Below are 26950 nucleotides of genomic sequence, written 5' to 3'. Positions count from 1 at the left end.
GCAGACTTGCTAGCTGTTGTGGGCTGCGAGGGGCATGTAGAACAGCTGGCTCATTGCGCCGGCGAACGCCGCGCATTCCATACCACGCCATAAAGGATGCCGTGTTCATGAGTAACGACTTCGCAGCCCCAGAAATACCCGCGTTGGGCGGGGGAGAATCGCTCGACTTGAAGAGCTTGAATGGTAATGACCTGGACGTGTTGTTCACGTACGACGAGATCGACGAAAACGACTATTGCATCATCAACTTTCGCGGTCGCTCTGCCGACGGGCGTAATCTGGTCTACAAAGGAGGTGGGAGAGTCGGAGAGCTGGATGACCGAAAATACGCAACGATGTGGATTCCAAACGCCCAATTGGAGGCGTTATCAGGCGGTTGGGGATTCGTATCGGTCGATCAGGACGATGGATTCGGCAAGCTGACGGAGTCTGGCCTGGCGTTTTTCTATGTGGACAAGGCGGCGGATACGGTTAGAACGCTGCCACCGGCTCAAGTCATCGGTGGCAACGGCTTGCGTATCGATCGGGATCGGGAGCCGGGTGACGCTATGGTCGTGTTCGGGCCTTATGCGGCCATGGCCGTTGGCGATAAGGTAAAGTACCTCTGGTACGGTCGGGACAAGCATGGCAAACCGCTTGGCCCGATCAGCCTGCAACATGTGATTACTGCCCAGGACATTGGGAAACCGCTTCTCTGGCTTCTGGATGGCAACGAGTTGCACTTGGCCAGCGAGGGGCAAGGGGAGGTGAGCTATACGATCGACTACGCCGATTCTGCAACGGGCAGTCAGTCCCCAAGGCAATTATTGCGTATTGTCCAGGGTGAACCCGAAGGGCCGAAACTGCCGAGCCCGCGCATCGAAGGCCTCACTGGAGATCATGTGGATCCGGGGGCGTATCCCGACGGTATCGTTGTCCAGGCCGACGACTATGGCATGCAGTTGGACGATGAGGTCGTGCTGCACGTATATGGTCGGGCGCCCACAACCTGTGTGGTGCAGGTGGATGTCAGCATTCTGCAGAGCGGCAAGATCAGGTTCGGCCTGGGGCATGATTGGCTGCAGGCCAACACCAGCGGGCGGGTCACGCTTGTCTATCAATTCAGCCGGTTGGGCACTTTGCAGGTGAGCGAAGCGCTGTCCCTGACCATCGGCACGGCACCGGTCTTGCCAGCACCCACCGTGGACGGTGTTGAGTTCGAGGGGGACGCAAAGGGCTCGCTGACTCCGGAAAGGGCCGTGAACGTACGTATTCCTAAGGAGGTAGAGGCCAGGAAGTTCGAGATGATCGCGGTCAACCGAATGGGGGACCGCTTCCCTGCCAACCCGACCCTGGGGGACGACAAGACTTTCCAGTTTCCAATGGAAGTAATAGCCGCCAACCTGGGCCAACGCCTCGAGCTTTTCTATTCGTTCAAGCATGATGATGGAACTGTCGAATACTCGAAGGCCTACGACCTGGGCATCAGGAACGTTGTGAACCCTAACCACTTCAAGAGGATCGAATGCAAGGCTGCCAAGGAGGGGAAGTTGTCTTTGAGCACAGTGCCGGAAGAGGGCGTATTGCTGGAATTGCCTATGTGGCAGTTCAGCCGCCCGGAGCAGCCGGTTCGTATCCAGGCGATGGGGCACGATGCGGGTGGGGCGATGTTGCCGGTCGAGATCGTGCGTGACGACCTGCCTTTGACGCTCGCAGAGCGCCAGGCTGGCAAAGTGCAGGCCTATATGGCCCAGCGCTTCGTGCAAAGCCTGAAACTCAATGACACCTTCCGTATCCATGCGGCGGTCAGCTTTGATGAAGGACGCTCCTTCAAGACCTTACCGGCGCTGGTACTGACATTGGTGCCTTGAGTTACCTATTGCGGTAAGCCTTGGGCCCGGCGTTGGCCGGGCCTTTTCCAGAGGTTATCGATAGCTGATGGTGAACTTCAGTGCGCCGTTTGCCGAGCCCGGCTTGATTTTTTCGGCGGGCAGCGTCTGGTAATAATGGGCCTTGAAGGCGAGGCGGGTGATGCCTTTGGTCAAGTTAGCCATGTCCTCTTCTGTCGCCAGCGGCATCGGGGTTCCGTCGCCTTTGAGGATCTGTATGCCAACGCCTTCGGCGTCTGAATCGTCGGTGAGGGAAAAAACCCCGGGCTTACCCGATATGGGTGTCGACCCGTCGATGCCCTCGAGTGTGATGGCGACGCGCGTCATGCCCTTAGGGTCGCTTTCGCAATTGGTCAACTCGATCGCGAAATCTGTCGAGGCGGTGGTATGGTCAACCCCCTTGAACTCCGATTTTGGCCAGCGTTGCAACTGCACGACGGCGGGGCTGGAGGTTGTGGGTACGGTGCATGGGTTGCTGACGACGCGGCTGGTCAACCGGTAGTCCATGAACTGGCCGCCGATGCTAGTGCTGGCTCTGAACAAGGGGGTGTCGATGTAGTGCACACCCGGCGCGATGTCGCCAATCTTGACCAGTTGAATCCTGTGGACCAGCCTCGTGAGCACCATCTGGTTCCCTCCGGTGTTTCCGAGGGTACCCGTGAAGGGTACAGAGCTGTTGTCGGTTGGTTTGAAATAATTGTTTGCGCCCCCGGTAAACGGGACGCCGAGCTGCACTGCGACGCCAATGCCGGCAACATTGGTTTCCATTACCCGCACGCCTCCAGGACCGGGGACGGTTGACTCCCCGGTTAGCGTGTCGACGTTCAAGTTTATGGGGTTCGTGTCGTCGTCATTCTCACAGGTGAATTTCGTACCTGAAATGGGGGGTAGGTTGTCTTGCCTGACCGCACTAATTGCTTCACCGGGGCGAAGGCTGGCATCGACTTTGACGATGTCGGGAAGCGCGTACTCATACCTGAGCTGACCGCTATCCAAGGTGCAGTAGCGAGCGGCCATGGCAAGTGGGGCGTGTCCGAGCGTCATCAGCAGTGCTGGTAATAACAGGGCGACGGGTCGATTCATTGGATGCTCCAGGGCATGTCAGCAGGTTCAGGCATGGGGTCGAATGTGGATGCCTTCACCCACAGGTCAGTGTTTGCATGCGGTACCCCTGTTCCTGAGGCATTTGGGCCACATCCAGTTCCAGCTGGCATTGCGCATCTGCCGCCTCGCTCCAGCGCACGCTCACCTGTTGGCTGGGCTGGGTCGTCGAGAGCAGCACCATGCCGGCTTGGCCAACCACACCCAGCGATGTGCCTGCGCTATCGGAGACCTGCGCGCCGAATGGCACAGGCTGGCCCTGGGGGGTATGCAGGGTGAGTACCAGGCGGTTGACCTTGCGCACTTCGAAGCGCTGCTTGACCACCGCGCCACGGCGCGGCACGACCTGTGCGCTGCCGTTGTCGATCTCGATTTCCGGCCCCAACTGGTCGGTTTGCAGGACAAGCTGGTTGCGCTTGTAGGGGCTCAGGCTAGGCACGAGAGCGAAGCCGCGTGCGTTGGTGCGAACGCTCGAGGCGCTCTGTACACCGACGCCAGGCGTATTGGGCACTTCGACCAAGCCAATGGTTTCGCCAAGGCTCGGGCCGAATTCGACGCCATCGGCGTGGACCAGCAGCGAGCCGCTGGCGTTGAGCGATAGGCTGCGATAGTCGGGGCCAACGCTGACACCGGCACCCAGCGAGGCGCTGGTCGTCTGGTAGCCCAGGTTCAGGCCGAGGGTTTGTCGCTGTCGCTCGTCACGGCTGACGCTGGTGTTGTAGCTGAGGCGATAGTCGTTACCGCTGCCGTTCATGCTCACGCGTTGGCGATTGCCGAGGGCGCTGTGCTGGGTGTCGAAATACAGGGTACTGCTGTGGCCGAAATCCAAAGGCAAGGAAATGCTCAGCCCCACTTGCCGATCGCTGCCACGCCTGGCAGTACGCAGCGACTGCGAAGCATGCAGGCCATAGCTGACCTTGTTGTGGGAGGTATTGAAGGAGAGGCGGAACTGGCGTTCCACGTCCGCGCGTTGCCAGTAGTCCTGCTGGGAAAACGTCAGGTTGAACGAGCTGCGTGTGCCGAGGCGCTGGAGAATCGTGGTATCCAGGCGGCTACGGCGGCTGCCGGTGAAACGGGAGTCATGGCTGCGCTGGCTGACCCATTCATCGAAATCGCGGTAGCCTTCGGTCGAATAGCGATAGCCGGCGAAGCGCAGGTCGGTGCCTGTGCCGAATGTCTTGCTGTATTTCAACGCAAAGCTTTGGCCTTGCACATCGCTGGCGCTGTCGAATTGGCTGTTGGCGTGGGTTACGTCGAATGCCAGTGCGCCCAGGCTGCCCAGGTCACGGGCGACGCCGACGGCGTGGGCCAGGTAGCCTTCGCTGACCATCAAGCCTCCGTAGAGTGTGGTGTGCCAGGGCGTACCGTAGGCCAGGGTGCCTTGCCAGAGTGTGGGAGTGTCCAGGTCGCCGGCCGGGTTATAGCGGCCCAATGCCGCGCTGTAGCGCCATACGCCTGGGCGTAGCAGGTTGTCGATGTTGGCGTAGGGTTGGGTGAAGCGGCGCACCTGGCCATCTTCCTCGGTCAGCACGACCTCCAGTTCGCCTGTGCCGCCGACGCTCAGGTCGTCGATGGCGTAGGGGCCGGGGCTGACATAGGTGGAGTAGATGGGGTAGCCGTTCTGCAGAACCTCGAGCTTGGCTCGGGTTTGCGCGACACCGCTGATGATGGGGGCATAGCTGCGCATGATGTTCGGCAGCATGTCGAGGTCGGACGCGATGCGGGCACCCAGTATCGGTACGCCACGAAAGACCTCGCTACCGGTGAAGGTCTCGCCCAGGGTGAAGGTACCCAGGGTGCCGGGAAGGTCGCTCTGGGCGTAGGTATAGGCGCGGGTCCAGCTGCGTTCGCCATCGCTGTCCTGGCGCCAGGCCTGGCTGCTGCGCAGGCGCCAATCGCCGAGGTTCAGGCCGCTGTTCAAATACAGGTCGTAATGGTTGGTGCTGCCCTGGGTACGGCTGTCCCGTTGCTGGGTGGATACCTGGTAATTGGCGAACGCTGCGGAAATCCCGCTGTCCCAGCGTGCCGGGTCGACATAGCCGGTTATTTCCCGACGCAGGGCAATGTGTGGAATGGATACCGCCACGCGCAGTGCAGCGCTGTCGAAGTCCACCCGGGCTCCAGGAACGACGGTCGGTAGATCCAGGCAGGCTTGCTCGAGCAGGGCCGGGTCTGGCAAGGCATCCAGGCGCAGGCCCAGCTCACCCAGCAGGGCTGGCGAAAGACAAGGTTGCAGGCGGTTGTGCCCAGCGGCCAGGGAAAAGTCCAGTTCCCGTTGCCCGACCAAGGTGGAGTTGACCTGTAGCTCGGCCAAATAGCGGCCAGGGCCCAAGGCATGCTCATTGGCCAGCGCGTTTAGGGCGGCAGTGGCGGTAGCGCCACTCAGGCCCGCCTGGTGCAGGAAGCTTGACTGGAACTCGACCGTGGGCTGTTCGCTTGGGGCTGCCAGGGCTGTACAGCCGCGCATGCCGATGATCAGTAGGCAAAAGCGAGGCAGCCGTGAGCGGCCCCGCGCCCCGTGCGCAGAAGTCATAGATCGTTTCTCCGTAAGAGTGTCGCGAGGCGATCAGGGCGTGCCGTGCACCGGCAAGGTCATGGGCGCAGTGTTGCTGCCATAGTCGGTGATCACCGAAAAGACAGCCTGCAGACCATGGGCGGGCAGGCCGCTCGGCATGGGGTAGGTTTGCTCGCTCATCGGGGCGATCATGTCGACACTAGGGACGGCCTGTTGCCGGCCTGCGGCTTCGAGGTCCAAACGGCTGAACGTGAAGTGGAAGGGGGAGGGGTTATGCACATGCAAGTGTGCTTTACCTTCAACTGTAGTAAGCGAGAAGCGCAGGTCCTTCAGATGCTCCGTGACGGGCCCTGACAATTGGCTGGGGCGATAGAACAACTTGATCCGAGTACGCAAGGCGATGTTCAGGGTGTTGCGCTGCCCCGGCACGGCTTGTGGAATCTCCTGCAGATTGAAAAAGAACAGCGATTCACGATCGACCGGCAGGTCATTGGGAAGGTTGGCGATCTGCACGGTACGCTCTTTGCCGGGGTCAAGACGAAACAGTGTCGGAGAGGCCGTGAAGGGAACGGCGGTCGTCGTATCGTCGGCACGTGTGTTCACCCACGCTTGTGCCGCATAGGTACGTTCGCTGGGGTTGGCGACGATGATCGACGTGCTGCGCTTGTCGCTCTCATAAATGAGGCGTGTAGCATTGAGCGTGAGTGCAGCATGGGCACTGGAAAAAGAACCCAGCACTGCGAGCAGGCAACTGAGTGAAAGTGCGCGCGTATAGGGAAAAGAGAGCATGGTGTTCAACGATACTGGAAGAGTATGGTCCAGGCGCAGGGTGCGCCTGGTAAGGGTTAGCTCAATTCGACGGTAATCTGGATATCGCCCAAGACCCGCCCTTCACCTACGCTGCCGGTGGAAACGAGTTCTGCGCTGTAATTGAACAGCCCAGTGCCGATGTCATACTGGTTTTCAGTGCCAGGCTGGAGGGCGGTGTTGGTGTGGTCCTTGATTCGAATGCCAAGTCCGGTCGCCGAGTCAGCGTCGCTCTTTATGCCAAACAGGTTCGTGCCCGGAGAGGTCTCCTTCGAGGTGAACGTAAACTTGGCTTTTGTCAGGGAGGCGTCGCTGCAGGTCGAGTCGCTTCTGTCCACCTTGAGTTGGAAATTCTTGGGCGCAGAGGCGGCGCCCGAGCTCTTGAATACCGAAGTGGACAGTTTTTCGAAGTCCACGGACCCCTTGACCCCACCAGGCCCGATCACTTCGATAGGGCAAGTGCCGCCATCATAGATTTCGCCCTTGAATTGAATGTTGCCGCCACCGGTAGAGGCGAAGGCGCTGGTAGAGGCCAGCCCCAGGGCCAATGCCATGAATGCTTGTTTCATTTGCTTACCTAGATATGAGTTGTGTTGGTAATCGCGTGAGCGCTATTCCGGTATAGTCACAAGTGACTGCAACTTCCGGAACGGTGGCAAGCTTAAGAGCGGCGAGGGAGAGGGTATGTAGGTATTATTCCTCCGACAATGAGGATAATTCTGAAAAGTGCGTAGGGTAGGCCTCTAAAGAATTATCCTGAAGCCTTTTGGTTTCAGGTCCGGAAATGTCTTACCTGGTGGCCGGTAAGGCATGGCCGGGCAAGCCCGGATCGCGGGCGGCGGTCTTGAGATGGAGGGGGCTATGAGATCGAGCGCCGCCCGCGCGGCGCTCGATCTCATAGCCCACAAAGCCGCCGCGACGAACTTACCCCCGATCTTGAAGTAAACTGCTGCACCTGCACATTCATAAGGACATCGCCATGCTGAAGATCTGGGGCCGCAAGAATTCGAGCAACGTGCGCAAGGCACTGTGGATCGCCCATGAACTGGGCCTGGACTTCGAGTCGATCGACGCCGGTGGTGCCTTCGGCGTGGTCGACGAACCTCACTACCGCGCCCGCAACCCCAACGGCCTGGTGCCCATGCTCGAGGACGGCGACCTGGTGCTGTGGGAGTCCAACACGATCGTGCGCTACCTCTGCGCCCAGTATGGCCGCGACCAGGGCTGGTACCTGGACGACCCCCGCCAGCGCGCCCTGGCGGACAAATGGATGGACTGGACCACCTCATCCTTCGCCACGCCGTTCCGCCCGCTGTTCTGGGGCCTGCTGCGCACCCCCGAGGCGCAGCGCGACTGGGTGGCGATCAATGCCGCGCAAAAGCAATGCGCCCAATTGCTGTCGATCGCCGACCAGGCCCTGGCGCAGCAGCCCTATCTCTCGGGCCAGGAAATCGGCATGGGCGACATCCCGCTGGGGAGCTTCATCTACGCCTGGTTCGAGATGCCCATCGAGCGCCCGGACATGCATCACCTGCGCGCCTGGTACGAGCGCCTGCGCGAGCGGCCGGCCTACCAGGCGGCGGTGATGACGGCATTGACCTGAACACCTTGGCTGCTTCGATAGTCATTATCGATACACATGACTGTACTTGTGCGGCCAGGCCTTGCACCATGGGCCGCACTCACTGCGCCAGTGACTTGACCTGGCGTGTCCTGAACCCTTTTTCGGTACCTGACCCGCTATGAGTTCCGCCCTGTCCATACGACAGCTGACCAAGACCTACGGCAACGGCTTCCAGGCCCTCAAGGGCATCGACCTGGACGTTTCCGAAGGTGACTTCTTCGCCTTGCTCGGCCCCAACGGCGCCGGCAAATCCACCACCATCGGCATCCTCTCGACCCTGGTGAACAAGACCAGCGGCACGGTGAACGTATTCGGCCACGACCTGGACCGCGAGCCCGCGGCGCTCAAGCGCTGCCTGGGCGTGGTGCCCCAGGAGTTCAACTTCAACCAGTTCGAGAAGACCTTCGATATCGTCGTCACTCAGGCCGGCTACTACGGCATCCCGGCCAAACAGGCCAAGGAGCGCGCCGAGCAGTACCTGACCCAGCTGGGCCTGTGGGACAAGCGCGACGTGCAGTCGCGTTCGTTGTCCGGTGGCATGAAGCGCCGCCTGATGATCGCCCGGGCGTTGATCCACGAGCCGCGCCTGCTGATCCTCGACGAGCCCACCGCCGGGGTGGACATCGAGCTGCGCCGTTCGATGTGGAGCTTCCTTACCGAGCTGAATCAGAAGGGCATCACCATCATCCTGACCACTCACTACCTCGAGGAAGCCGAGCAGCTGTGCCGCAATATCGGCATCATCGACCACGGCACCATCGTCGAGAACACCAGCATGCGCAAGCTGCTGGGCAAGCTGCACGTAGAGACCTTCGTGCTCGACCTCAAGCAGGACCTGCCCCAGGCACCGGTGCTGCAAGGCTACCCGTGCCGCCTGATCACCCCCCATACCCTGGAGGTGCAGGTGGACAAAGACATGGGCATCACCGCGCTGTTCGGCCAGCTGGCCCTGCAGAACATCGAAGTGCAGAGCCTGCGCAACAAGACCAACCGACTCGAGGAGCTGTTCGTGTCCCTGGTGGAGAAAAACCTGTCGAAGGTGGCGGTATGAGCGTGGAACTGCGTACCAACTGGGTGGCCCTGAATACCATTGTCTACCGCGAAGTGCGGCGCTTCCTGCGCATCTGGCCGCAGACCCTGCTGCCGCCGGCGATCACCATGGTCCTGTACTTCGTGATCTTCGGTAACCTGATCGGCCGGCAGATCGGCGACATGGGTGGCTTCACCTACATGGAATACATCGTGCCGGGGTTGATCATGATGTCGGTGATCACCAACTCCTATGGCAACGTGGTCTCGAGCTTTTTCGGCAGCAAGTTCCAGCGCTCGATCGAGGAGCTGATGGTCTCGCCGGTGTCGCCGCATACGATCCTCGTGGGCTATGTGCTCGGTGGCGTGCTGCGTGGCCTGGCGGTCGGGGTGATCGTGACCCTCCTGTCGCTGTTCTTCACCCAGTTGCAGGTGCACCACCTGGGCGTGACCGTGGTGGTGGTGCTGTTGACCGCGACGATCTTCTCGCTGCTGGGGTTCGTCAACGCCGTGTTCGCACGCAACTTCGACGACATTTCGATCATCCCGACCTTCGTGCTGACACCGCTGACCTACCTGGGCGGGGTGTTCTACTCGATCAACCTGCTGCCGCCGTTCTGGCAGACCGTGTCGCTGGCAAACCCGGTGCTGCACATGGTCAACTCGTTCCGCTACGGCATCCTAGGGGTGTCGGATATCCGTATTGGCACGGCGATCACCTTCATGCTGGTGGCCACCGCGGTGCTCTACGTGCTGTGCGTGCGCCTGCTGGTCAGCGGCCGCGGCATGCGCGCCTGAGGCGCGTTCCCCCTTGCGCCGGCGCCACTGCCGGCCCACCCACCAGCGCCAGTACAGCATGGTGGCGAAGTAGGCCAGTGCACCCAGCACCAGGCCGCAGACCACCGAACCGAGCAGGAAGGGTTGCCAGATCGTCGACAGCTGGTCGGTGACCCACTGCACGGTGATTTCGTCGGGCAGGCTGCGCGGCGGCACCTGCATCAGCCAGGCACCGGTCATGTAGGTGACGAAGAACACCGGTGGCATGGTCAGCGGGTTGGTCAGCCAGACCAGGCTGACCGCGATCGGCAGGTTACCCCGCAAGGGAATGGCCAGGCTTGCCGCCAGCAGCATTTGCATGGGCATGGGAATGAGCGCCGCGAACAGGCCGACGCCCATGGCCCGCGCCACCGAATGACGGTTCAGGTGCCAGAGGTTCGGGTCATGCAGCAATTTGCCGAAAAAGCGTAAGGATTTGTGTTCCCGAATGCTGGTCGGATCTGGCATGTAGCGTTTGAACAGGCGGCGAGGCATGTAGGCTCCCGGCGGGTTGATGGGGGAAGTATGCCTTTTTTCCCTGACCGCCTTGTTCAGAGTTTGTGACAATTGTTGAGCAAGGGTAGCGCCATTTTCGGCTATGCCTCAGAAGGTCGTTTCGCTTTCGGGGCTCTGTCTCATGCGCACAGGGATGTTTGCGCTCGCACTCGGGCTGTTGAGCCTGGGTGTTCTGCCTGCCTTGCCATCGGTCGGTTGGTGGGCGGTTTTGCTGGTGCTGGGCCTGGTATGCCTGTGCAGCCGGGCATGGCCATTGGGGTGGTTTCTGCTCGGCGTCTGCTGGGCGTGCTGGTCGGCCCAGGTGGCATTGGATGACCGCCTGGCTCCCGTACTCGATGGTCGCACCTTGTGGCTCGAAGGGTGGGTAGTGGGGTTGCCTATCCAGGCGCCGCACAGGGTGCGCTTCGAATTGGAGGATGCGGTCTCGCGTCGTGCCGGGCTGCCACGACGCCTGCAACTGAACTGGTTCGATGGCCCCGACATCCGCGCGGGCGAGCGCTGGCGGCTGGCTGTCACGCTCAAGCAACCCCATGGCCTGCTCAACCCCCACGGCCCGGACCGGGAGGCGGCCTTGCTGGCGCGGCGCATCGGGGCGGTCGGTACGGTCAAGGCCGGCCATCTGCTGGAGGCGGCGCCAGGCAACTGGCGAGACGGGTTGCGTCAACGGTTGCTGGCGATCGACGCCCAGGGGCGCGAAGCCGTCCTGGTCGCGCTGGTGCTGGGGGATGGTTCGGGTCTTTCCCAACGCGACTGGCAGGCCTTGCAGGCCACCGGCACGGTGCACCTGATGGTGATTTCCGGCCAGCATATCGGTTTGGTGGCCGGGTTGGTCTATGGCCTGGTGGCGCTGCTGGCGCGCCTGGGGGCCTGGCCGGCACGCATGCCCTGGTTGCCCTGGGCGTGTGCGCTGGCCCTGGTCGCCGCTTTGGGCTACGGCTGGCTCGCAGGCTTCGGGGTGCCGGTGCAGCGGGCCTGCCTGATGCTCGCGGTGGTATTGCTGTGGCGCCTGCGTTTTCGTCACCTGGGCGTATTCACACCGTTGCTGATGGCCATGTGCGGTGTCCTGCTGGTCGAGCCGCTGGCCAGTTTGCTGCCGGGTTTCTGGCTCTCGTTCGCCGCGGTCGGGGTGCTGACCTTCTGCTTCGCCGGGCGGCTGGGGGCTTGGCGACCCTGGCAAGCCTGGAGCCGGGCTCAATGGGTGATTGCGGTCGGCCTGCTGCCGCCATTGCTGGCGTTGGGGCTGCCGATCAGCCTGACGGCTCCGCTGATGAACCTGGTGGCGGTGCCCTGGATCAGCTTCGTGGTGCTGCCGTTGGCCTTGCTCGGCAGTGCGTTGTTGGCCGTTGGCGCACTCGCAGAAGGGCTGTTGTGGCTCGCTGGGGGCTCGCTGGATGCGTTGTTCGAGGTGCTGGGCTGGGTGGCGAGCCGGCGCCCGGCCTGGCTGCCGCCGGCCTTGCCGCTGGGAGCTTGGCTGCTGGTTTGCCTGGGCGCGATGTTGGTGCTCCTGCCTCGGGGGATCCCGCTGCGGGGCTTGGGTGGCGTGATGTTGCTGGCGCTGTGGACGCCCCGGGACCATGTGCCCCACGGGCAGGTGGAGGTGCTGCAGTTGGATGTCGGGCAAGGCCTGGCCGTGCTGCTGCGCACCCGCCACCACAACCTGCTCTACGACGCCGGGCCCGCCAAGGGCAGCAGCGACCTGGGCGAGCAGGTCGTGTTGCCGACCCTGCGCAAGCTGGGTGTGAGGCAACTGGACCTGATGCTGATCAGCCACGGCCATGCCGACCATGCCGGCGGCGCCGCGGCCATCGGTCGAGGCCTGCCGATCGCCCAGGTGCTCGCCGGCGAGCCCGGGCAGCTGGCGGCCGAACTGGAGGCGCTGCCGTGCGCCAGCGGTGAGCGTTGGCGCTGGGATGGGGTGGACTTCGCGCTCTGGCAATGGCCACAGGGGCCCGACAGCAACGAGCGATCCTGTGTGCTACAGGTCGAGGCGCAGGGCGAGCGCCTGTTGCTGGCAGGCGACATGGAGGCCGGTGCCGAGCGGGCCTGGCTGGCCACGACCGAGTCGCCGCGTATCGACTGGCTGCAGTCGCCTCACCATGGCAGCCGCAGTTCGTCCACCGAGCCGTTCATCCGGGCCTTGGCGCCGCGTGGCGTGTTGATTTCGCGCGGGCGGTACAACGGTTTCGGACACCCGCATCCGCAGGTATTGGAGCGCTATCGGCGGCATGGGTTGAGTGTGCATGACACGGCGTTGGAAGGGGCATTGCGTTTGCGGCTGGGGAGCCATGGGGGAGTGGAGGGTATGCGGGAGCAGCGGCGGTTCTGGCGGCAGGTGCAGTGAGGTGTCGGCGGTATTGGTTGTAATGGCGTTCGCCGCACACGAGGCATTCCCTGACCTCCGGCAGATGAGCCCCTTGCGTGGCTATGGTAGAGTGCAGGCCTTTTTCCAAGGGGATGCTTACTGTGTGGGAATTGGTCAAGTCCGGTGGTTGGATGATGCTGCCGATCATTCTGAGTTCCATCGCCGCCATGGCTATCGTCGCCGAGCGCCTGTGGACCCTTCGCGCCAGTCGCGTGACCCCGCCGCACCTGCTGGGCCAGGTGTGGGTGTGGATCAAGGACAAGCAACTGACCAGTGACAAGCTCAAGGCCCTGCGTGCCGATTCGCCGCTGGGCGAGATCCTCGCCGCGGGCCTGGCCAACTCCCGCCATGGCCGCGAGATCATGAAGGAGTGCATCGAGGAGGCCGCTTCGCGGGTCATTCACGATCTGGAGCGGTACATCAGCACCCTGGGTACCATCGCCGCCATGGCCCCGCTGCTGGGCCTGCTGGGCACGGTACTGGGCATGATCGATATCTTCAGCGCCTTCATGGGTTCACAGATGACCGCCAACCCGGCCGTGCTCGCCGGCGGTATCTCCAAGGCCCTGGTCACCACCGCGGCAGGCCTGATGGTCGGTATCCCGGCGGTCTTCTTCCACCGCTTCCTGCAACGGCGCATCGATGAACTGGTGGTCGGCATGGAGCAGGAAGCGATCAAGCTGGTCGAGGTGCTGCAGGGCGACCGCGAAGTCGAAGTGGCCGGAGGCAAGGCGTGAAATTCCGGCGCAACCGGCAACGGGAGAACGTCGACATCAACCTGGCGTCGCTGATCGACGTGGTGTTCGTGTTGCTGCTGTTCTTCGTGGTCACCACCACCTTCACCCGCGAGACCCAGCTGCGCGTCGAGCTGCCCGAGGCGGTCAGCGCCTCCCAGCCGCCGGCGGAGGAGGGCAAGCGCGTGGAAGTCACGATCAGCGCTGATGGCGTGTACTCGGTGAACAACCACTTGCTGCCCAAGAGCGATCTGGCGACCTTGACCGAGGCCCTGGAGCGTGAGTCCGGCGGCGACATCACCTTGCCGCTGTCGATCAGCGCCGATGGCAAGACGCCCCACCAGGCCGTGGTCACCGCGATGGATGCGGCCGGCAAGCTCGGCTTCAGCAAGCTGCGCATGACCACGGTCGAGGCGGCGCAGGGCACGCCCTGATGGCCTTCGCCGACCGCCTGCTCGCTGCCTGGTACACCGGGCACCCGGCCCTTGCGCTGCTGCGACCGCTGGAAGCCTTGTACCGGCGCGTGGTCTTGCGCAAGCGTGCACGTTTTCTCAATGGCCAAAGCACCAGCTACCGTGCGCCGGTGCCGGTGATCGTGGTGGGTAATATCACGGTGGGCGGTACCGGCAAGACACCGATGATCCTCTGGTTGATCGCGCATTGCCGCCGCCAAGGCCTGAAGGTCGGCGTGGTCAGCCGTGGTTACGGCGCCACGCCGCCCAGCGTGCCTTGGCGGGTCCGGGCCGACCAGGACGCGAGCCAGGCTGGGGACGAACCCTTGTTGATCGTGCAGCGCACCGGTGTGCCGCTGATGATCGACCCCGAGCGCTCCCGCGCTGTGCAGGCCCTGTTGGCCAGCGAGCCGTTGGACCTGATCCTGTGCGACGACGGCATGCAACACTACCGCCTGGCCCGCGACCTCGAATTGGTGCTCATCGATGCCGCCCGTGGCCTGGGCAATGGCCGCTGCCTGCCGGCCGGGCCGTTGCGCGAGCCCGTCGAGCGCCTGGCCGAGGCGGACGCTGTGCTGTACAACGGCGCCGAATATGACCGGGACGGTGGCTTCGCCTTCGGTCTGCAGCCGGCGGCGCTGGTCAACCTGCGCAGCGGCGAGCGCCGCCCCCTCGAACATTTTCCGCCAGGCCAGGCCGTGCACGCCGTGGCGGGCATCGGCAACCCGCAGCGTTTCTTCAATACCCTGCAGGGGCTAAACTGGCAGCCGATACCGCACCCCTTTGCCGACCATGCGCAGTTCAGCGCCCGGAACCTGGCATTCAGCCCGGCCCTGCCGCTGGTGATGACCGAGAAGGATGCGGTGAAGTGCCGGGCCTTCGCTGCCGAAGACTGGTGGTACCTGGCCGTGGATGCGGTGCCATCCCAGGCCTTCGCCGCCTGGTTCGATGGCCAGTTGCAGCGGCTGCTGCCTGGGCGCCCCGCACCTCAAGACTCTTAACTTTCCGGCCTCTGGCCTCGTAAGGAAGCCTCCATGGACACCAAACTGCTCGATATCCTGGCCTGCCCGATCACCAAGGGCCCGCTCAAGCTCAGCGCCGACAAGACCGAGCTGATCAGCAAGGGCGCAGGCCTTGCCTACCCGATCCGCGACGGCATCCCGGTGATGCTGGAAAGCGAAGCGCGCACCCTGACCGATGACGAGCGCCTGGATAAATGAGCCTGAACTTCACCGTGGTGATTCCCGCCCGCCTGCGCTCCACGCGCCTGCCGGGCAAGCCGTTGCTGCCGATCGCCGGCAAGCCGATGGTGCAGCATGTCTGGGAGCAGGCGCGCAAGAGTGGCGCCAGCCGCGTGGTCATCGCCACCGATGACGCCAGCATCGTCGAGGCCTGCCAGGCCTTCGGCGCCGAAGTCCTGCTGACCCGTGCCGACCATGAGTCGGGCACCGACCGCCTGGCCGAAGTGGCCGCGCACCTGCAATTGCCTGCCGATGCCATCGTGGTCAATGTCCAGGGTGACGAGCCGTTGATCCCACCGGTGATCATCGACCAGGTGGCCGCCAACCTCGCGGCCCACCCGGAGGCCGGCATCGCCACCCTGGCCGAACCGATCGCCGAGCCGGAAACCGTCTTCAACCCCAACGCGGTGAAGGTGGTCAGCGACAAGAATGGCCTGGCCCTGACTTTCAGCCGCGCTCCGCTGCCTTGGGCTCGGGATGCCTTTGCCAAAGACCGCGAAAACCTTCCTGGGGGCGTTCCGTACCGTCGTCACATCGGCATGTACGCCTACCGCGTGGGCTTTCTGCAAGACTTCGTCGGCTGGGGGCCATGCTGGCTGGAGCAGACCGAATCGCTGGAGCAGCTGCGCGCTCTGTGGCATGGCGTGCGCATTCATGTCGCCGATGCCATCGAGGCACCTGCGGTCGGCGTGGATACCCCTGAAGACCTGGAGCGCGTACGGCGCTTGCTGGAGGCCTGATGCGCGTTCTGTTCGTCTGCCTGGGCAACATCTGTCGTTCGCCGACTGCCGAGGGCGTGCTGCGTCATCAACTGCAGGCCGCAGGCCTGGCCGAACAGGTGCACGTGGCGTCTGCCGGCACCGGTGACTGGCATGTGGGCAAGGCGCCCGACAGCCGTACCTGCAAGGCGGCCCTGGCGCGTGGCTACGACCTGTCGCGCCAACGTGCCCAGCAGGTCAAGGCCGAGCATTTCGGTGATTACGACCTGATCCTGGCCATGGACAAGAGCAACCTTGGCCACCTGCAGGCCATGCGCCCGCATACCGCCCGCGGCGAACTCGACCTGTTCCTGCGCCGCTATGGTGCGGCCCTGGATGAAGTACCAGACCCTTACTACGGCGGCGCCGAAGGTTTCGAGCAGGTCCTCGACCTGATCGAGGCGGCTTGCCGGGAGCTGGTCGTGGAAATCAAGGGGCGGCTATGACGGCGAGTTGGCAGGAGCGGGTATCGCTCAAGCCCTACAACACCTTCGGCATCGACGTGTGCGCACGGTACTTCACCCAGGCCCATGACGACGGCGAAGTGCGCCAGGCCCTGGCCGAGGCTGCCGAGCGGCAGGTGCCGGTGCTGGTGATCGGTGGCGGCAGCAACCTGCTGCTGACCGGTGATATCGACGCCCTGGTGTTGCACATGGCCAGCCGTGGTCGCCGGGTCGTGCAGGAGGACGGTGACCGGGTCGTGGTCGAGGCCGAGGCCGGTGAGCCTTGGCATCCTTTCGTGCAATGGTCCCTGGAGCAGGGGTTTTGCGGCCTGGAAAACCTCAGCCTGATTCCTGGCACCGTGGGCGCTGCGCCCATGCAGAACGTCGGCGCCTACGGGGTGGAAATCAAGGACGTGTTCGCCGGGCTGACCGCATTGGACCGGGAAACCGGCGAGCTGCGCGATTTCGCGCTTGATGAGTGCGCCTTCGCCTACCGCGACAGCCTGTTCAAGCGTAACCCTGGGCGGTGGTTGATCTTGCGGGTACGTTTCGCCCTCAGCCGGACCTTGAGGGCCCACCTGGACTATGGGCCCGTACGCCAGCGCTTGGCCGAGCAGAGTGTCGAAGCGCCTACCGCCAAGGCTATCAGCGAAGCGATCTGCAGCATTCGCCGGGAAAAACTGCCAGACCCGGCCGAACTGGGCAACGCTGGCAGCTTCTTCAAGAACCCGGTGGTTCCGGCGGCAGTGGCAGAACGCATTCGTGAGCACTACCCGAACGTGGTGGCTTATCCACAACCCGACGGCCAGGTGAAACTGGCCGCCGGCTGGCTGATCGAGCAAGCTGGGTGGAAGGGCTATCGGGATGGCGATGCCGGGGTGCATCGCCTGCAGTCGCTGGTGCTGGTGAATTATGGCCAGGCGACGGGTGCCCAGCTGCATGATCTGGCGCGTAGGATCCAGGCCGACATCTTCGAGCGCTTTGGTGTGGTGCTGGAGATGGAGCCGAACCTTTACTGAACCGTGGGGCTGTGGCAGCCCCACGTTTGGCTATTACAACCATGGCCTCCAAGGCACGGTCTCTTTAGGCTTGACGCCAAGAATAAAACTTTCGTTTAGTCGCCTAAGAGAGGTGGCCTTTAGACCAAAGACATCCATTATTCGCTTTGTACTTCTCCCGTTGGGTGTGTTCCAAATGAAGGTATCCAGTGAAGACCGCTCTTCGCTTGGCGGTTGATTCATGACCTCAAGGGTTTCCTCATTGATGACATTGCTTCTTATTATTTCTGATGGCAATTGACCGTAAAATCCCTTTTCTTGCGAAACGGTTTCGTATTGAAGATAGGCCACATCGCTGGCAAAAAACTTATGACGACTGTCCCGGAAGTTGGCTTCAAAAATCCAGCGACCCGGATAATAAGTATTCGTAAACATACTTGTACCGGCTATGGCGGTGGTCATGGTATGGTCTTGCTGGTCGGTCCGAGTTATCATCGGGGTCAGCTGCTCGATCCTGGCTATCATCGGACGGTTCTGTGCTATGACCTGGTCCAGATTGGCTTGGAAGTGCTGGGGGTCTCCGGGTAACGGTTCATGTAATTTCATTTCTTCGGAGAGATCTGGCTCCGTATCGGATCCCCAATCTTGGAAAAGTGTGGGGCTTGTCGACAACTGCTGGATATACTGCAGAGCCTCCAAGGCTGGGCCGTGATCGTTTTGTATGCCACTGAAGATGAACGATGCGAGCGACTCGGTATCTACTGTCGCGGTGTGGTCCAGATTCAATAGCGTGTGCACAGAGGCCAGTGAGGCGGGCGGCAACGTCCTGATCATCTGCGCTATCGCTTTTTCCGACATAGCCCCTGGATTCATTCCGTTTGGGTCATGGAGTGTGATCGGATTGTTGCGTGTAAAGCGGAACAAATTAATTCCATCGACCAAGTCGCCCGGGTCGACACTCAACCATCGTCCAAGCCCCGGTTGGTAATATCGCCAACCGTAGTAGTACAACCCTGTCGCGTCCTGCTCCTTGCCTGAATAACGCAAGGTTCGCTGGATCAGTTTGCTGACCTCCTCGGCCGCTTCGTCACGCCCCACGGTGGTGCCATAAGGCGCGTATTCTTCGCGGGTAACCAAATGGCCAACATCGTCCGTCTCACCTGCGACGCTGCCCAGGTGATCACTGAAGCTATAGCGCAGGTGGACAGTGCTGTTTAGGCGGTCCTCGATCAGACGAACCTCCCTATTCTGCGTGATAGCGATAAATGTGTGCGGGGCGGTCTGCGGGCCCAGCCACTGCTGGCGGATCTCGCAATCGTTGATATAGGTCGTCACGGTGCGCAGCGTCGTGTCGCTGACTTTAATCGTACGGATCTTCCGCGTGCGAGTGCCTCCATCGGCATAGTGATAACGCTCGCTGTCGTCATCGCCATTGTCACGACTGACCGGGGTGACTTTGCGCAACTGGTTGTCGACATGCCAGTGCAAGGCTTGACCATCAGCCAGTTGCTTCTGCAGACCTCCGGCCAGGAAGCCCGCATCCGGGGGCAGGTTGTGCTGCTTTGCTGTTGCCCGATTGCTACCTTCGGATATGTTCAACTGTTGGGTGCGATTGCCGGCGCCGCCGACATGCTGGATCGCCTTGAGGTTGTCGCCGTCATCGTAGAGGTAGCTTTCGGTGTAGGGCGCCCAGACACTCCCCGCCGAGAAGTCGGTGCTGTAATAGCGGCACTTTGGAGCGCGCTCCCGGCCTGTTGCGCAGATGAGGCGATAGAGCGTGTCGTAGGTGTATTCGCGAAGCCCTGTAGCCTGACGGTTACCGTGCCACTGAGGATCTGCTGCTTTGTCCACGAGCCTTAGGATATTGCCTACCGGGTCATGGTGATAATGCAGGTCGCTGATAACAAGCGGGCCTCGCGGATGGTTCGATGGGCGCTCGGTCAGGTGCCGTCTTAAAAATTGTGTCGCGGGGTCGTACTCATATCTGTCGATGACGCCGTTACCCGCTGTTTGGGACAGCACCACGCCATCTGCTCGATAGTGGATGTCTCGTAGGGTGACGATTTCCTTGGTTAAGCCATTTTGCACATAGGCCAATCGAGTCTCGAGCAGCGCACCAGTGATAGCGTATTGGCTGATCGAGGTCACACCGCACGCGTTCGTGAGTCTCAGCGGTGCACCCGTTGCATCATAAATGCCTGAGACCTTCAGCGGTTGCTCCGTCTCGGCCTGGGTGCAGCGGGTCCAGTCCGGCAATTCCACTTCCGGTTTGAGCAACCGCTGTTCGCAGGCCAGGGGCTGGCCGGTCATAGAGACGCTGAGCGGGCGTTCGATGCCTGCATTGGTGCATGCTTCAATCTGGGCGCCCGCCAGGTTCGCGGCCTGCCACTTCGACTCGCCCAAGGGGGCATAGGCGTAGCGCTCACGCATACGTCCTGTCGCAACACCTGCTGCGGTCTCAATGAGCGATTGGAGTCTGCCACCGGCTTGGCTTGCCTCGTAGACCCTTGTGCTGACGGTGCCTTGGGCATTTCGAGACCAGAGGGGGCGGCCCGCTGCATCGGAGAGCGTGAATGAGGTGTCTCCGTCGGCGGTATGCAGACACAACGATTGGCCGGCCAGCCCCGTGAAGGTGACGGCATCGGCATTATCGGTGGCTGGGTTCTTCAGGCTTCGCGCTCCGAAGTGCAGGGTCTTGCGGGCCAGTGGGGCGTTGACTGTACGAGTGACCAACAGACGTACCTGAGATAGGTTTTGTGGCGTACGCAACCATGAGAGTGTACGAAACCGACCGCAGACCGTGGGGGTATTGCTGTGCAGATGGGCAAGTGAACCTGGCATTCCATGCGAACCCGTGAGTGGATCAATGCCGTTCAATATAAATAGTGCAGGGCGCTATGAATGCTCCTAATTAATTGAGGTAGCCATCCGCCGCGCGTGGCCGTAAATGCAGCCTGAATGAAAAAGCCCCGCCAGTTCGCACTGGCGGGGCTTCTTCATTCAGCCGATGGCATCAACCGTGGTTAGGCTTTTGCGCTTCGGTGGTTTCCAGCGCCTCGGGCTCCTGGGCTGCTGCAGCGGCCTTGGCGGCAGCGGCGGCGGCTTCGGCTTCGCGCTTGCGGCGACGCACTTCGCGTGGGTCGTTCGGGGCACGGCCGTTGGGCAGCATGACAGTGGCCGGTTCGACCGGGGCCGGTGCCTCTGGCTCTGCCGCTGCAGGCGCAGCTTGGGCAACGACCGGAGCGGGTTCGACCCCTTCAGGCTTGGCCTCGGCGACCTCGGCAACCGGCTCAACGACCGGCGCTTGCTCTGGCACTTGCTCGGTGGCAGGGGCTTTCTCGGCTTCGCCGGACTCAACGGCCGGTGCTTGTGCGGCAGTTTCGACGGCAGGGGCTTCGACAGCGGGCTGTTCAGCTGTTTCCACGACAGGTTCGGCACCAGGCTCGACTACGGCAACCGGTGCGCTGACAGGCTGCTCTACCACTGGGGCGATAGCGGCTTGCTCGACCTGGGTAGCCGGCTCTGCGGCAACCTGTTCAGCCGGCAGGGCGATGACTTCACCTTCGGCAACCGTGGCGGTGGCCTGTTCGGCCTGCTGGTTGGCCTGGGCTTCGGCGTCGGCGCTGATGTTGCTGGTGGCGACAGCGGCAGTCACGGCCAGGCCGGCAGCCAGTTCCGCACCCAGCTCGGTGGCCTGGTGCTGCGGTGCTGCCTGCTCTTCGCCGGTAGCGTCCTCGTCTCCGCCTTCGATCAGCTCGCCGTTGGCGTTGCGCTGACGTTCGCGACGGTTGCTGCGACGACGCTGGCCACGGGAGCGACGGCGTGGGCGTTCGCCATCGGTGCCTTCCTGTTGCTCATCCTGCAGCAGCTCTTCGTTGGGCAGTTGCTCCTCGGCGGCCTCGGCAGCTTGCTCGGCGGCACGCGGCTGGCGCTCTTCGCGTGGTGGACGCGGCTGGCGTTCTTCACGCTCGGCACGCTCTTCTCGCGGAGCACGTTCTTCACGCGGGGCACGTTCTTCACGTGGAGCGCGTTCTTCACGCGGGGCACGTTCTTCGCGTGGAGCGCGTTCTTCACGCGGGGCACGTTCTTCGCGAGGCGTACGCTCTTCACGCGGTGCGCGTTCTTCGCGGGTTACGCGTTCTTCGCGTGGCGCACGTTCTTCGCGCGGCTGGCGCTCCTCGCGGGCGGCCGGTGCGGCGTCCAGCGGTTCACGCAGCTCGCGTACACGCTCTTCGCGGTTGCCACGGCGGTCTTCGCGTGGCTGGCGCGGCTGGCGCTCTTCACGTGGTGCGCGTTCCTCGCGAGGTGCACGTTCTTCACGCGGTGCACGCTCTTCGCGTGGCTGGCGCTCTTCACGCGAGGCTCGCTCGCCACGCTCTTCGCGCGGCTTGCGCTCCTCATCGCGGCGGCCGTTGCGATTGCGGCTCTGCTGGCGGCCGTTGCGACGTTCTTCGTTACGCTGTGCCCGCTCGGTGGCAGGTTTTTCGGTGGCGGCAGCCGGAGCGGCAACAGGCTCTTCCTTGCCGGCGAACAGGCTGACCAGGGACTTGACCAGGCCTTTGAACAGGCTCGGTTCAGGTGCGCTTGGCGCCGGCGCGGCGGGGGCGGCTGGTTGCGGTTCGGGCGTGGCCGGTACCGGGGCGTTGGCGCGGGCCGGAGCGGTCTTCACTGCAGCTTCCTGGCGAACCAGGGTGCGGGTGGCGGTCGGCTGCGGCGCTTCTTCGGTTTCGGCGGCGGCGATCTCGTAGCTGGACTGGCTGTTGAGCACGTCCGGGTTGTCGTCGCGCAGGCGCTGGACTTCGAAGTGCGGGGTTTCCAGGTGATCGTTCGGCAGGATGATGATGCGCGCACGGGTGCGCAGTTCGATCTTGGTGATCGAGTTGCGCTTTTCATTGAGCAGGAAGGCGGCCACCGGGATCGGCACCTGGGCGCGTACCTCGGCGGTACGGTCCTTGAGGGCTTCTTCCTCGATCAGGCGCAGGATTGCCAGGGACAGCGACTCGACGTCGCGGATGATGCCGGTGCCGGAGCAGCGTGGGCAGACGATGCCGCTGCTTTCGCCAAGCGATGGGCGCAGGCGCTGGCGGGACATCTCCAACAGGCCGAAGCGCGAAATGCGGCCAACCTGGACGCGGGCACGGTCGGCCTCGAGGCATTCGCGTACGCGCTCTTCCACGGCGCGCTGGTTCTTCGCCGGGGTCATGTCGATGAAGTCGATGACGATCAGGCCGCCGATGTCGCGCAGACGCAGCTGGCGGGCGATTTCCTCGGCCGCTTCCAGGTTGGTCTGCAGGGCAGTTTCCTCGATGTCGCTACCCTTGGTGGCGCGCGCCGAGTTGATGTCGATGGAAACCAGGGCTTCGGTCGGGTCGATGACGATGGAGCCGCCCGACGGCAGGTCGACCACACGCTGGAAAGCGGTCTCGATCTGGCTTTCGATCTGGAAGCGGTTGAACAGCGGGACGCTGTCTTCGTACAGCTTGACCTTGCTGGCGTACTGCGGCATCACCTGGCGGATGAAGGTCAGGGCTTCTTCCTGGGCGTCGATGCTGTCGATCAGCACTTCGCCGATGTCCTGGCGCAGGTAGTCGCGGATGGCGCGGATGATGACGTTGCTTTCCTGGTAGATCAGGAACGGCGCGGCGCGGTCCTGGGACGCTTCCTTGATGGCAGTCCACAGTTGCAGCAGGTAGTCCAGGTCCCACTGCATTTCTTCGCTGCTGCGGCCAAGGCCGGCGGTGCGCACGATCAGGCCCATGTCACCCGGGACGGTCAGGCCGTTGAGGGCTTCGCGCAGCTCGTTGCGCTCTTCGCCCTCAATGCGGCGGGAAATGCCGCCGGCGCGCGGGTTGTTGGGCATCAGCACCAGGTAGCGGCCGGCCAGGCTGATGAAGGTGGTCAGGGCGGCGCCTTTGTTGCCGCGCTCTTCCTTCTCGACCTGGACGATGACTTCCTGGCCTTCGCTCAGTACTTCCTTGATGTTGACGCGGCCTTCGGGCGCCTTCTTGAAGTATTCGCGGGAGATTTCCTTGAGTGGCAGGAAGCCGTGGCGTTCGGAGCCGAAGTCGACGAAGGCGGCTTCGAGGCTGGGTTCGATCCGGGTGATCCGGCCTTTGTAGATGTTGGCCTTCTTCTGCTCGCGCGCCCCGGACTCGATATCCAGGTCGTAGAGGCGTTGGCCATCCACCAGGGCTACACGCAACTCTTCGGGTTGAGTCGCGTTAATCAGCATTCTTTTCATGTTGTACCGTCGGTTTCCGGGCTGCCGGAAACGGCGTTCGGCACACACGACTGCTCATGGTCGGTGCCAAGGTGCGCAAAGGGTGGCGGGCCACCCCCGTGTCCAGCGACGTTCGGCACCAGCCGGTTACCCAGCCTGCCGTGGTCGCGACGACGCGTCCTGTTTGCTGCGATGCCAAAAAGACCTGTGGTATCCGAATCAACCATACAGGCCCCGTGCACTCAGTCAGGAGGAGGAATCAACCGTCGGCCGTGGACGCCCGAGGGGCATCTGTCCAGGACCGGGTCCGCTCATCGGCCAAACAAGGGGCCGGTGGCCGGACGCGGTGCTACACGGTCCGAGGGCTGTGCATCTCCACCCTGCACGTATCCTGATCATTCGGGTGCTGCCGCGCGCTGAATCCGCAACGGGTTGCATTTTTCGCCAGCTCCGATTCGGGAACTGGCGCCATTCATATCCAAGGCAGGTATTTCCGAAGCATTCGCCGGGCGATGCGTGCAAGCGCCGGAGCGGGCAGAGGTACGGCGAAAAGAAGCGGGTAAGCAGGTGAAATACCGCACTTGTCGTTTTTTTTCGGTCTTCTCTACACAGCGCTGGTGGCGATTCCAGGCATTTCGGTAAACTGGCGAAAACCCCGTAGGACGGCCTCGCGTCCTCGAGAATTGCGATGGTCAGGGGCGGGCCTGGAGCCTGCTGCCGCTGGCCTGCCGCTTTTGGCGGCGTTCGCGACTATAGCAGTAATGATTAAGTGCTTCAATTCCATAAAAAATTGTTATGATTCCTCCATGACGACCAATACCCCCCCGACTTCCGGCGTACAGCTGATCGAAGTCGCGCCGGAGCTTGCCGGCCAGCGCATCGACAATTTCCTCATCACAGCCCTCAAGGGCGTGCCCAAGACCCTGGTCTACCGCATCCTGCGCAAAGGCGAGGTGCGGGTCAACAAGGGGCGGATCAAGCCCGAGTACAAGCTCCAGGCCGGCGATATCGTGCGCGTGCCGCCGGTGCGCCTGCCCGAGCGTGACGAGCCGGCCCCGGTGGCCCAGGGCCTGCTGCAGCGCCTGGAGGCGGCCATCGTCTACGAAGACAAGGCACTGATCGTGCTCAACAAGCCGGCCGGCATTGCCGTGCATGGCGGCAGCGGCCTGAGCTTCGGGGTGATCGAGGCGTTGCGCCAGTTGCGCCCGGACGCCAAGGAGCTGGAGCTGGTCCATCGCCTCGACCGCGACACCTCCGGTCTGCTGATGATCGCCAAGAAGCGCAGCATGTTGCGCCACCTGCACGCGGCCCTGCGTGGCGATGGTGTCGACAAGCGCTACATGGCTCTGGTGCGCGGCCATTGGCCGACGTCCAAGAAGCAAGTCAGTGCGCCGCTGCAGAAGAGCAACCTGCGTTCGGGCGAGCGCATGGTCGAAGTCAACGACGAAGGCAAGGAGGCGCTGACCCTATTCCGCGTGCTGCGCCGCTTCGGCGACTTCGCCACCCTGGTCGAGGCGCGTCCGGTGACCGGCCGCACCCACCAGATCCGCGTGCACACCCTGCATGCAGGGCACAGCATCGCCGGCGACAGCAAGTATGGCGACGAGGACTTCTCCAAGGAGATCCGCGACCTGGGCGGCAAGCGCCTGTTCCTGCACGCCTATGCCCTGACCGTGCCGCTGCCCGACGGCGGTGAGCTGAAGGTCGAGGCGCCGGTGGACGAGGTATGGGCCAAGACCGTGGAGCGTTTGAGTGCGACCTGATTTCCCATGAACAAACCTTATGAGCTGTTGATCTTCGACTGGGATGGCACCCTGGCCGACTCCATCGGTCGGATCGTCCTGGCCATGAACAGTGCCGCCGAGCGTGCCGGCGAGGCGCCCAGTGATGAAGGTGCGATCAAAGGCATCATCGGGCTGGCCCTGGGCGAGGCGATCGCCACGCTGTACCCGCATCTGGATGTTGGTCAGGTCGAAGTGTTCCGCCAGCACTACGCCGATGTGTACATGGCGCTGGACCAGCAGCCTTCGCCGCTGTTCGAGGGCGTGGTGGAATCACTGGAGGCGTTCCGTGCCGAGGGTTATCGCCTGGCGGTCGCCACCGGCAAGGCGCGCCGTGGGCTGGATCGAGTGCTCAAGGCCAATGGCTGGGAGCGTTACTTCGACATCACCCGCGCCGCCGACGAAACCCGTGGCAAGCCGCACCCGCTGATGCTCGAGCAGATCCTTGCCCATTGTCAGGTCGAACCGCAGCGTGCATTGATGGTCGGAGATTCGGCGTTCGACCTGCAGATGGCCAGCAATGCCGGGATGCATTCGGTCGCCGTGGGATATGGTGCCATGTCCTTGGAGGCCTTGAGCGAGTTCGGCCCGCAGGTGTGCATCGATCATTTTTCACAGTTGCGTGAGTGGCTGGCCACATCGCGCACCCATTCCAAGGTAGGTGAGCATGGCTGACGAGTGGCGGGCACCCGAGCCCGAGGGCTCCGGGGACAACGACGAGCGCAAGAGCTGGAAGCTGCTGGAGAAGACTCTGCTGGCAGGTGTGCAGGAGCAGCGTCGGGCACGGCGCTGGGGGATCTTCTTCAAGCTGCTGACCTTCGTCTACCTGTTTGGCATCCTGCTGTTGTTCACCCCGTTGATGGACATGGACAAGGCGGCTTCGCGCAGTGCCAGTCATACCGCCTTGGTCGAGGTGCGCGGCATCATTGCCGACCAGGAGCCAGCCAGCGCGGACAATGTCGTCAAGAGTCTGCGCGAAGCGTTCAAGGACCCGAAGACCAAGGCTATTGTCATGCGCATCAACAGTCCGGGCGGCAGCCCGGTGCAGGCGGGCTACATCTATGACGAGATCCGTCGCCTGCGCGGCGAATACCCGGCGATCAAGCTCTATGCGGTGATCGCCGACCTGGGGGCGTCGGGCGCCTACTATATCGCCAGTGCGGCCGACGAAATCTATGCCGACAAAGCCAGCCTGGTGGGTTCGATCGGTGTCACCGCGGCCGGTTATGGTTTCGTCGGCACCATGGAGAAGCTTGGCGTGGAGCGGCGTACCTACACGGCCGGCGAGCACAAGGCCTTCCTCGATCCCTTCTCGCCGCAGAAGCCTGAGGAAACCGAGTTCTGGCAGGGCGTGCTGAACACCACCCATCAGCAGTTCATTGCCATGGTCAAGCAGGGGCGGGGTGATCGGCTCAAGGACAAGGAGCACCCCGAGCTGTTCAGTGGCCTGATCTGGTCGGGTGAGCAGGCCAAGGCCCTGGGGCTGGTGGATGGCCTGGGCAGTGCCAGCTATGTGGCGCGTGAGGTCGTGGGCGAGAAGGAGTTGGTAGACTTCACGGTCGAAGAGTCGCCGTTCGATCGCTTCTCCAAGCGCCTGGGAGCCAGCGTGGCCGAGCGCCTGGCCATGTGGATGGGGTTCCAGGGCCCTGCCTTGCGCTGACCTGGGGTCGGGGCCGCTGTGCGGC

Annotated in this window: 22 protein-coding genes; 15 read left to right on the top strand and 7 right to left on the bottom strand. The window is 62.9% G+C overall.

Going from position 1 to position 26950, the window contains the following annotated elements; genetic code table 11:
- Positions 1-107: 107 nt before the first annotated feature.
- Positions 108-1850: a hypothetical protein gene (locus ACNFCI_RS07040; RefSeq protein WP_368829261.1), complete on the top strand. Its 1743-nt coding sequence runs from the start codon at positions 108-110 to the stop codon at positions 1848-1850.
- Between the two features lie 54 nt (positions 1851-1904).
- Here the strand turns inward: ACNFCI_RS07040 and ACNFCI_RS07035 are convergent, their stop codons facing one another.
- The 4 genes from ACNFCI_RS07035 to ACNFCI_RS07020 all read right to left on the bottom strand — a co-directional run bounded on the left by ACNFCI_RS07035 (position 1905) and on the right by ACNFCI_RS07020 (position 6860).
- Positions 1905-2951: a fimbrial protein gene (locus tag ACNFCI_RS07035; RefSeq protein WP_368829260.1), complete on the bottom strand. Its 1047-nt coding sequence runs from the start codon at positions 2949-2951 to the stop codon at positions 1905-1907.
- A gap of 55 nt (positions 2952-3006) precedes the next feature.
- Complete coding sequence (locus ACNFCI_RS07030; protein ID WP_324815363.1) at positions 3007-5436, bottom strand: fimbria/pilus outer membrane usher protein; 2430 nt, start codon at positions 5434-5436, stop codon at positions 3007-3009.
- Positions 5437-5535: 99 nt separating this feature from the next.
- Positions 5536-6273 (bottom strand): molecular chaperone, encoded by a 738-nt coding sequence (locus ACNFCI_RS07025; protein ID WP_368829259.1) that lies wholly within the window; start codon positions 6271-6273, stop codon positions 5536-5538.
- A gap of 56 nt (positions 6274-6329) precedes the next feature.
- Positions 6330-6860 carry a fimbrial protein gene (locus ACNFCI_RS07020; protein ID WP_368829258.1) on the bottom strand — a complete coding sequence of 177 codons (531 nt, stop codon included), beginning with the start codon at positions 6858-6860 and terminating at the stop codon, positions 6330-6332.
- 410 nt (positions 6861-7270) lie between these two features.
- Between ACNFCI_RS07020 and ACNFCI_RS07015 the strand changes: the two genes are divergently transcribed.
- The 3 genes from ACNFCI_RS07015 to ACNFCI_RS07005 all read left to right on the top strand — a co-directional run bounded on the left by ACNFCI_RS07015 (position 7271) and on the right by ACNFCI_RS07005 (position 9742).
- Complete coding sequence (locus ACNFCI_RS07015; protein ID WP_084855008.1) at positions 7271-7894, top strand: glutathione S-transferase; 624 nt, start codon at positions 7271-7273, stop codon at positions 7892-7894.
- A gap of 139 nt (positions 7895-8033) precedes the next feature.
- On the top strand, positions 8034-8966 hold the full coding sequence (locus ACNFCI_RS07010) for an ABC transporter ATP-binding protein (RefSeq protein WP_084855009.1): 933 nt from the start codon (positions 8034-8036) through the stop codon (positions 8964-8966).
- The gene (locus ACNFCI_RS07005; protein WP_084855010.1) at positions 8963-9742 is read left to right on the top strand and encodes an ABC transporter permease; all 780 of its coding nucleotides are present in this window, start codon (positions 8963-8965) and stop codon (positions 9740-9742) included. Before ACNFCI_RS07010 ends, ACNFCI_RS07005 begins: the two co-directional genes overlap by 4 nt.
- On the opposite strand, the gene ACNFCI_RS07000 is transcribed toward ACNFCI_RS07005, so the two are convergent.
- Positions 9626-10255, bottom strand: coding sequence for a DUF2062 domain-containing protein (locus ACNFCI_RS07000; RefSeq protein WP_143515168.1), 630 nt, complete (start codon positions 10253-10255; stop codon positions 9626-9628). The genes ACNFCI_RS07005 and ACNFCI_RS07000 overlap by 117 nt on opposite strands.
- A 142-nt stretch (positions 10256-10397) precedes the next feature.
- Between ACNFCI_RS07000 and ACNFCI_RS06995 the strand changes: the two genes are divergently transcribed.
- From ACNFCI_RS06995 to murB, 8 genes are all read left to right on the top strand, one after another.
- A complete protein-coding gene (locus ACNFCI_RS06995) occupies positions 10398-12617 on the top strand; it encodes a DNA internalization-related competence protein ComEC/Rec2 (RefSeq protein ID WP_368829257.1) in 2220 nt (739 codons plus the stop codon).
- Between the two features lie 122 nt (positions 12618-12739).
- The gene (locus tag ACNFCI_RS06990) at positions 12740-13375 is read left to right on the top strand and encodes a MotA/TolQ/ExbB proton channel family protein (protein WP_084855012.1); all 636 of its coding nucleotides are present in this window, start codon (positions 12740-12742) and stop codon (positions 13373-13375) included.
- Positions 13372-13806 (top strand): ExbD/TolR family protein, encoded by a 435-nt coding sequence (locus ACNFCI_RS06985; RefSeq protein ID WP_084855013.1) that lies wholly within the window; start codon positions 13372-13374, stop codon positions 13804-13806. Before ACNFCI_RS06990 ends, ACNFCI_RS06985 begins: the two co-directional genes overlap by 4 nt.
- A complete protein-coding gene (lpxK, locus tag ACNFCI_RS06980) occupies positions 13806-14825 on the top strand; it encodes a tetraacyldisaccharide 4'-kinase (protein ID WP_368829256.1) in 1020 nt (339 codons plus the stop codon). The genes ACNFCI_RS06985 and lpxK overlap by 1 nt, the downstream gene beginning before the upstream one ends.
- 33 nt (positions 14826-14858) lie before the next feature.
- Entirely contained in the window at positions 14859-15044 is a 186-nt protein-coding gene (locus ACNFCI_RS06975) for a Trm112 family protein (protein WP_003247142.1), read from the top strand.
- Positions 15041-15805 (top strand): 3-deoxy-manno-octulosonate cytidylyltransferase, encoded by a 765-nt coding sequence (gene kdsB, locus ACNFCI_RS06970; RefSeq protein WP_084855015.1) that lies wholly within the window; start codon positions 15041-15043, stop codon positions 15803-15805. The genes ACNFCI_RS06975 and kdsB overlap by 4 nt, the downstream gene beginning before the upstream one ends.
- Positions 15805-16269, top strand: coding sequence for a low molecular weight protein-tyrosine-phosphatase (locus ACNFCI_RS06965; protein WP_084855016.1), 465 nt, complete (start codon positions 15805-15807; stop codon positions 16267-16269). The genes kdsB and ACNFCI_RS06965 overlap by 1 nt, the downstream gene beginning before the upstream one ends.
- Positions 16266-17285 carry a UDP-N-acetylmuramate dehydrogenase gene (gene murB, locus ACNFCI_RS06960; RefSeq protein WP_084855017.1) on the top strand — a complete coding sequence of 340 codons (1020 nt, stop codon included), beginning with the start codon at positions 16266-16268 and terminating at the stop codon, positions 17283-17285. The genes ACNFCI_RS06965 and murB overlap by 4 nt, the downstream gene beginning before the upstream one ends.
- Before the next feature lie 33 nt (positions 17286-17318).
- Here murB and ACNFCI_RS06955 read toward each other — a convergent pair whose 3' ends face one another.
- Positions 17319-19997 (bottom strand): RHS repeat-associated core domain-containing protein, encoded by a 2679-nt coding sequence (locus ACNFCI_RS06955; RefSeq protein ID WP_368829255.1) that lies wholly within the window; start codon positions 19995-19997, stop codon positions 17319-17321.
- Between the two features lie 280 nt (positions 19998-20277).
- Positions 20278-23505, bottom strand: a complete 3228-nt coding sequence (rne, locus tag ACNFCI_RS06950; RefSeq protein ID WP_368829254.1) for a ribonuclease E — start codon at positions 23503-23505, stop codon at positions 20278-20280.
- 785 nt (positions 23506-24290) lie between these two features.
- On the opposite strand from rne, the gene rluC reads away from it, so the two are divergent.
- Genes rluC through sppA form a run of 3 tightly spaced genes read left to right on the top strand, consistent with a single transcriptional unit; the run spans position 24291 to position 26925 of the window.
- Entirely contained in the window at positions 24291-25247 is a 957-nt protein-coding gene (gene rluC / locus ACNFCI_RS06945) for a 23S rRNA pseudouridine(955/2504/2580) synthase RluC (RefSeq protein ID WP_196144999.1), read from the top strand.
- Between the two features lie 6 nt (positions 25248-25253).
- A complete protein-coding gene (locus ACNFCI_RS06940; protein WP_084855021.1) occupies positions 25254-25940 on the top strand; it encodes an HAD family hydrolase in 687 nt (228 codons plus the stop codon).
- On the top strand, positions 25933-26925 hold the full coding sequence (gene sppA, locus ACNFCI_RS06935) for a signal peptide peptidase SppA (protein WP_368829253.1): 993 nt from the start codon (positions 25933-25935) through the stop codon (positions 26923-26925). The genes ACNFCI_RS06940 and sppA overlap by 8 nt, the downstream gene beginning before the upstream one ends.
- Positions 26926-26950: the final 25 nt, after the last annotated feature.

Origin of the sequence: Pseudomonas sp. NY15356 (assembly GCF_048068175.1) — a bacterium.
Taxonomy (GTDB): Bacteria; Pseudomonadota; Gammaproteobacteria; order Pseudomonadales; family Pseudomonadaceae; genus Aquipseudomonas; species Aquipseudomonas putida_K.
The sequence above is the reverse complement of the archived record's forward strand: the minus strand, read 5'-3'. Positions and strand labels throughout refer to the sequence as shown.

Excerpts from the sequence above, each read along its gene's own strand:
- ACNFCI_RS07040 (WP_368829261.1), top strand. The coding sequence starts at position 108 with ATGAGTAACGACTTCGCAGCCCCAGAAATACCCGCGTTGGGCGGGGGA.
- ACNFCI_RS07035 (WP_368829260.1), bottom strand. The coding sequence starts at position 2,951 with ATGAATCGACCCGTCGCCCTGTTATTACCAGCACTGCTGATGACGCTC.
- ACNFCI_RS07030 (WP_324815363.1), bottom strand. The coding sequence starts at position 5,436 with ATGCGCGGCTGTACAGCCCTGGCAGCCCCAAGCGAACAGCCCACGGTC.
- ACNFCI_RS07025 (WP_368829259.1), bottom strand. The coding sequence starts at position 6,273 with ATGCTCTCTTTTCCCTATACGCGCGCACTTTCACTCAGTTGCCTGCTC.
- ACNFCI_RS07020 (WP_368829258.1), bottom strand. The coding sequence starts at position 6,860 with ATGAAACAAGCATTCATGGCATTGGCCCTGGGGCTGGCCTCTACCAGC.
- ACNFCI_RS07015 (WP_084855008.1), top strand. The coding sequence starts at position 7,271 with ATGCTGAAGATCTGGGGCCGCAAGAATTCGAGCAACGTGCGCAAGGCA.
- ACNFCI_RS07010 (WP_084855009.1), top strand. The coding sequence starts at position 8,034 with ATGAGTTCCGCCCTGTCCATACGACAGCTGACCAAGACCTACGGCAAC.
- ACNFCI_RS07005 (WP_084855010.1), top strand. The coding sequence starts at position 8,963 with ATGAGCGTGGAACTGCGTACCAACTGGGTGGCCCTGAATACCATTGTC.
- ACNFCI_RS07000 (WP_143515168.1), bottom strand. The coding sequence starts at position 10,255 with ATGCCTCGCCGCCTGTTCAAACGCTACATGCCAGATCCGACCAGCATT.
- ACNFCI_RS06995 (WP_368829257.1), top strand. The coding sequence starts at position 10,398 with ATGCGCACAGGGATGTTTGCGCTCGCACTCGGGCTGTTGAGCCTGGGT.
- lpxK (WP_368829256.1), top strand. The coding sequence starts at position 13,806 with ATGGCCTTCGCCGACCGCCTGCTCGCTGCCTGGTACACCGGGCACCCG.
- ACNFCI_RS06975 (WP_003247142.1), top strand. The coding sequence starts at position 14,859 with ATGGACACCAAACTGCTCGATATCCTGGCCTGCCCGATCACCAAGGGC.
- kdsB (WP_084855015.1), top strand. The coding sequence starts at position 15,041 with ATGAGCCTGAACTTCACCGTGGTGATTCCCGCCCGCCTGCGCTCCACG.
- ACNFCI_RS06965 (WP_084855016.1), top strand. The coding sequence starts at position 15,805 with ATGCGCGTTCTGTTCGTCTGCCTGGGCAACATCTGTCGTTCGCCGACT.
- murB (WP_084855017.1), top strand. The coding sequence starts at position 16,266 with ATGACGGCGAGTTGGCAGGAGCGGGTATCGCTCAAGCCCTACAACACC.
- rne (WP_368829254.1), bottom strand. The coding sequence starts at position 23,505 with ATGAAAAGAATGCTGATTAACGCGACTCAACCCGAAGAGTTGCGTGTA.
- rluC (WP_196144999.1), top strand. The coding sequence starts at position 24,291 with ATGACGACCAATACCCCCCCGACTTCCGGCGTACAGCTGATCGAAGTC.
- ACNFCI_RS06940 (WP_084855021.1), top strand. The coding sequence starts at position 25,254 with ATGAACAAACCTTATGAGCTGTTGATCTTCGACTGGGATGGCACCCTG.
- sppA (WP_368829253.1), top strand. The coding sequence starts at position 25,933 with ATGGCTGACGAGTGGCGGGCACCCGAGCCCGAGGGCTCCGGGGACAAC.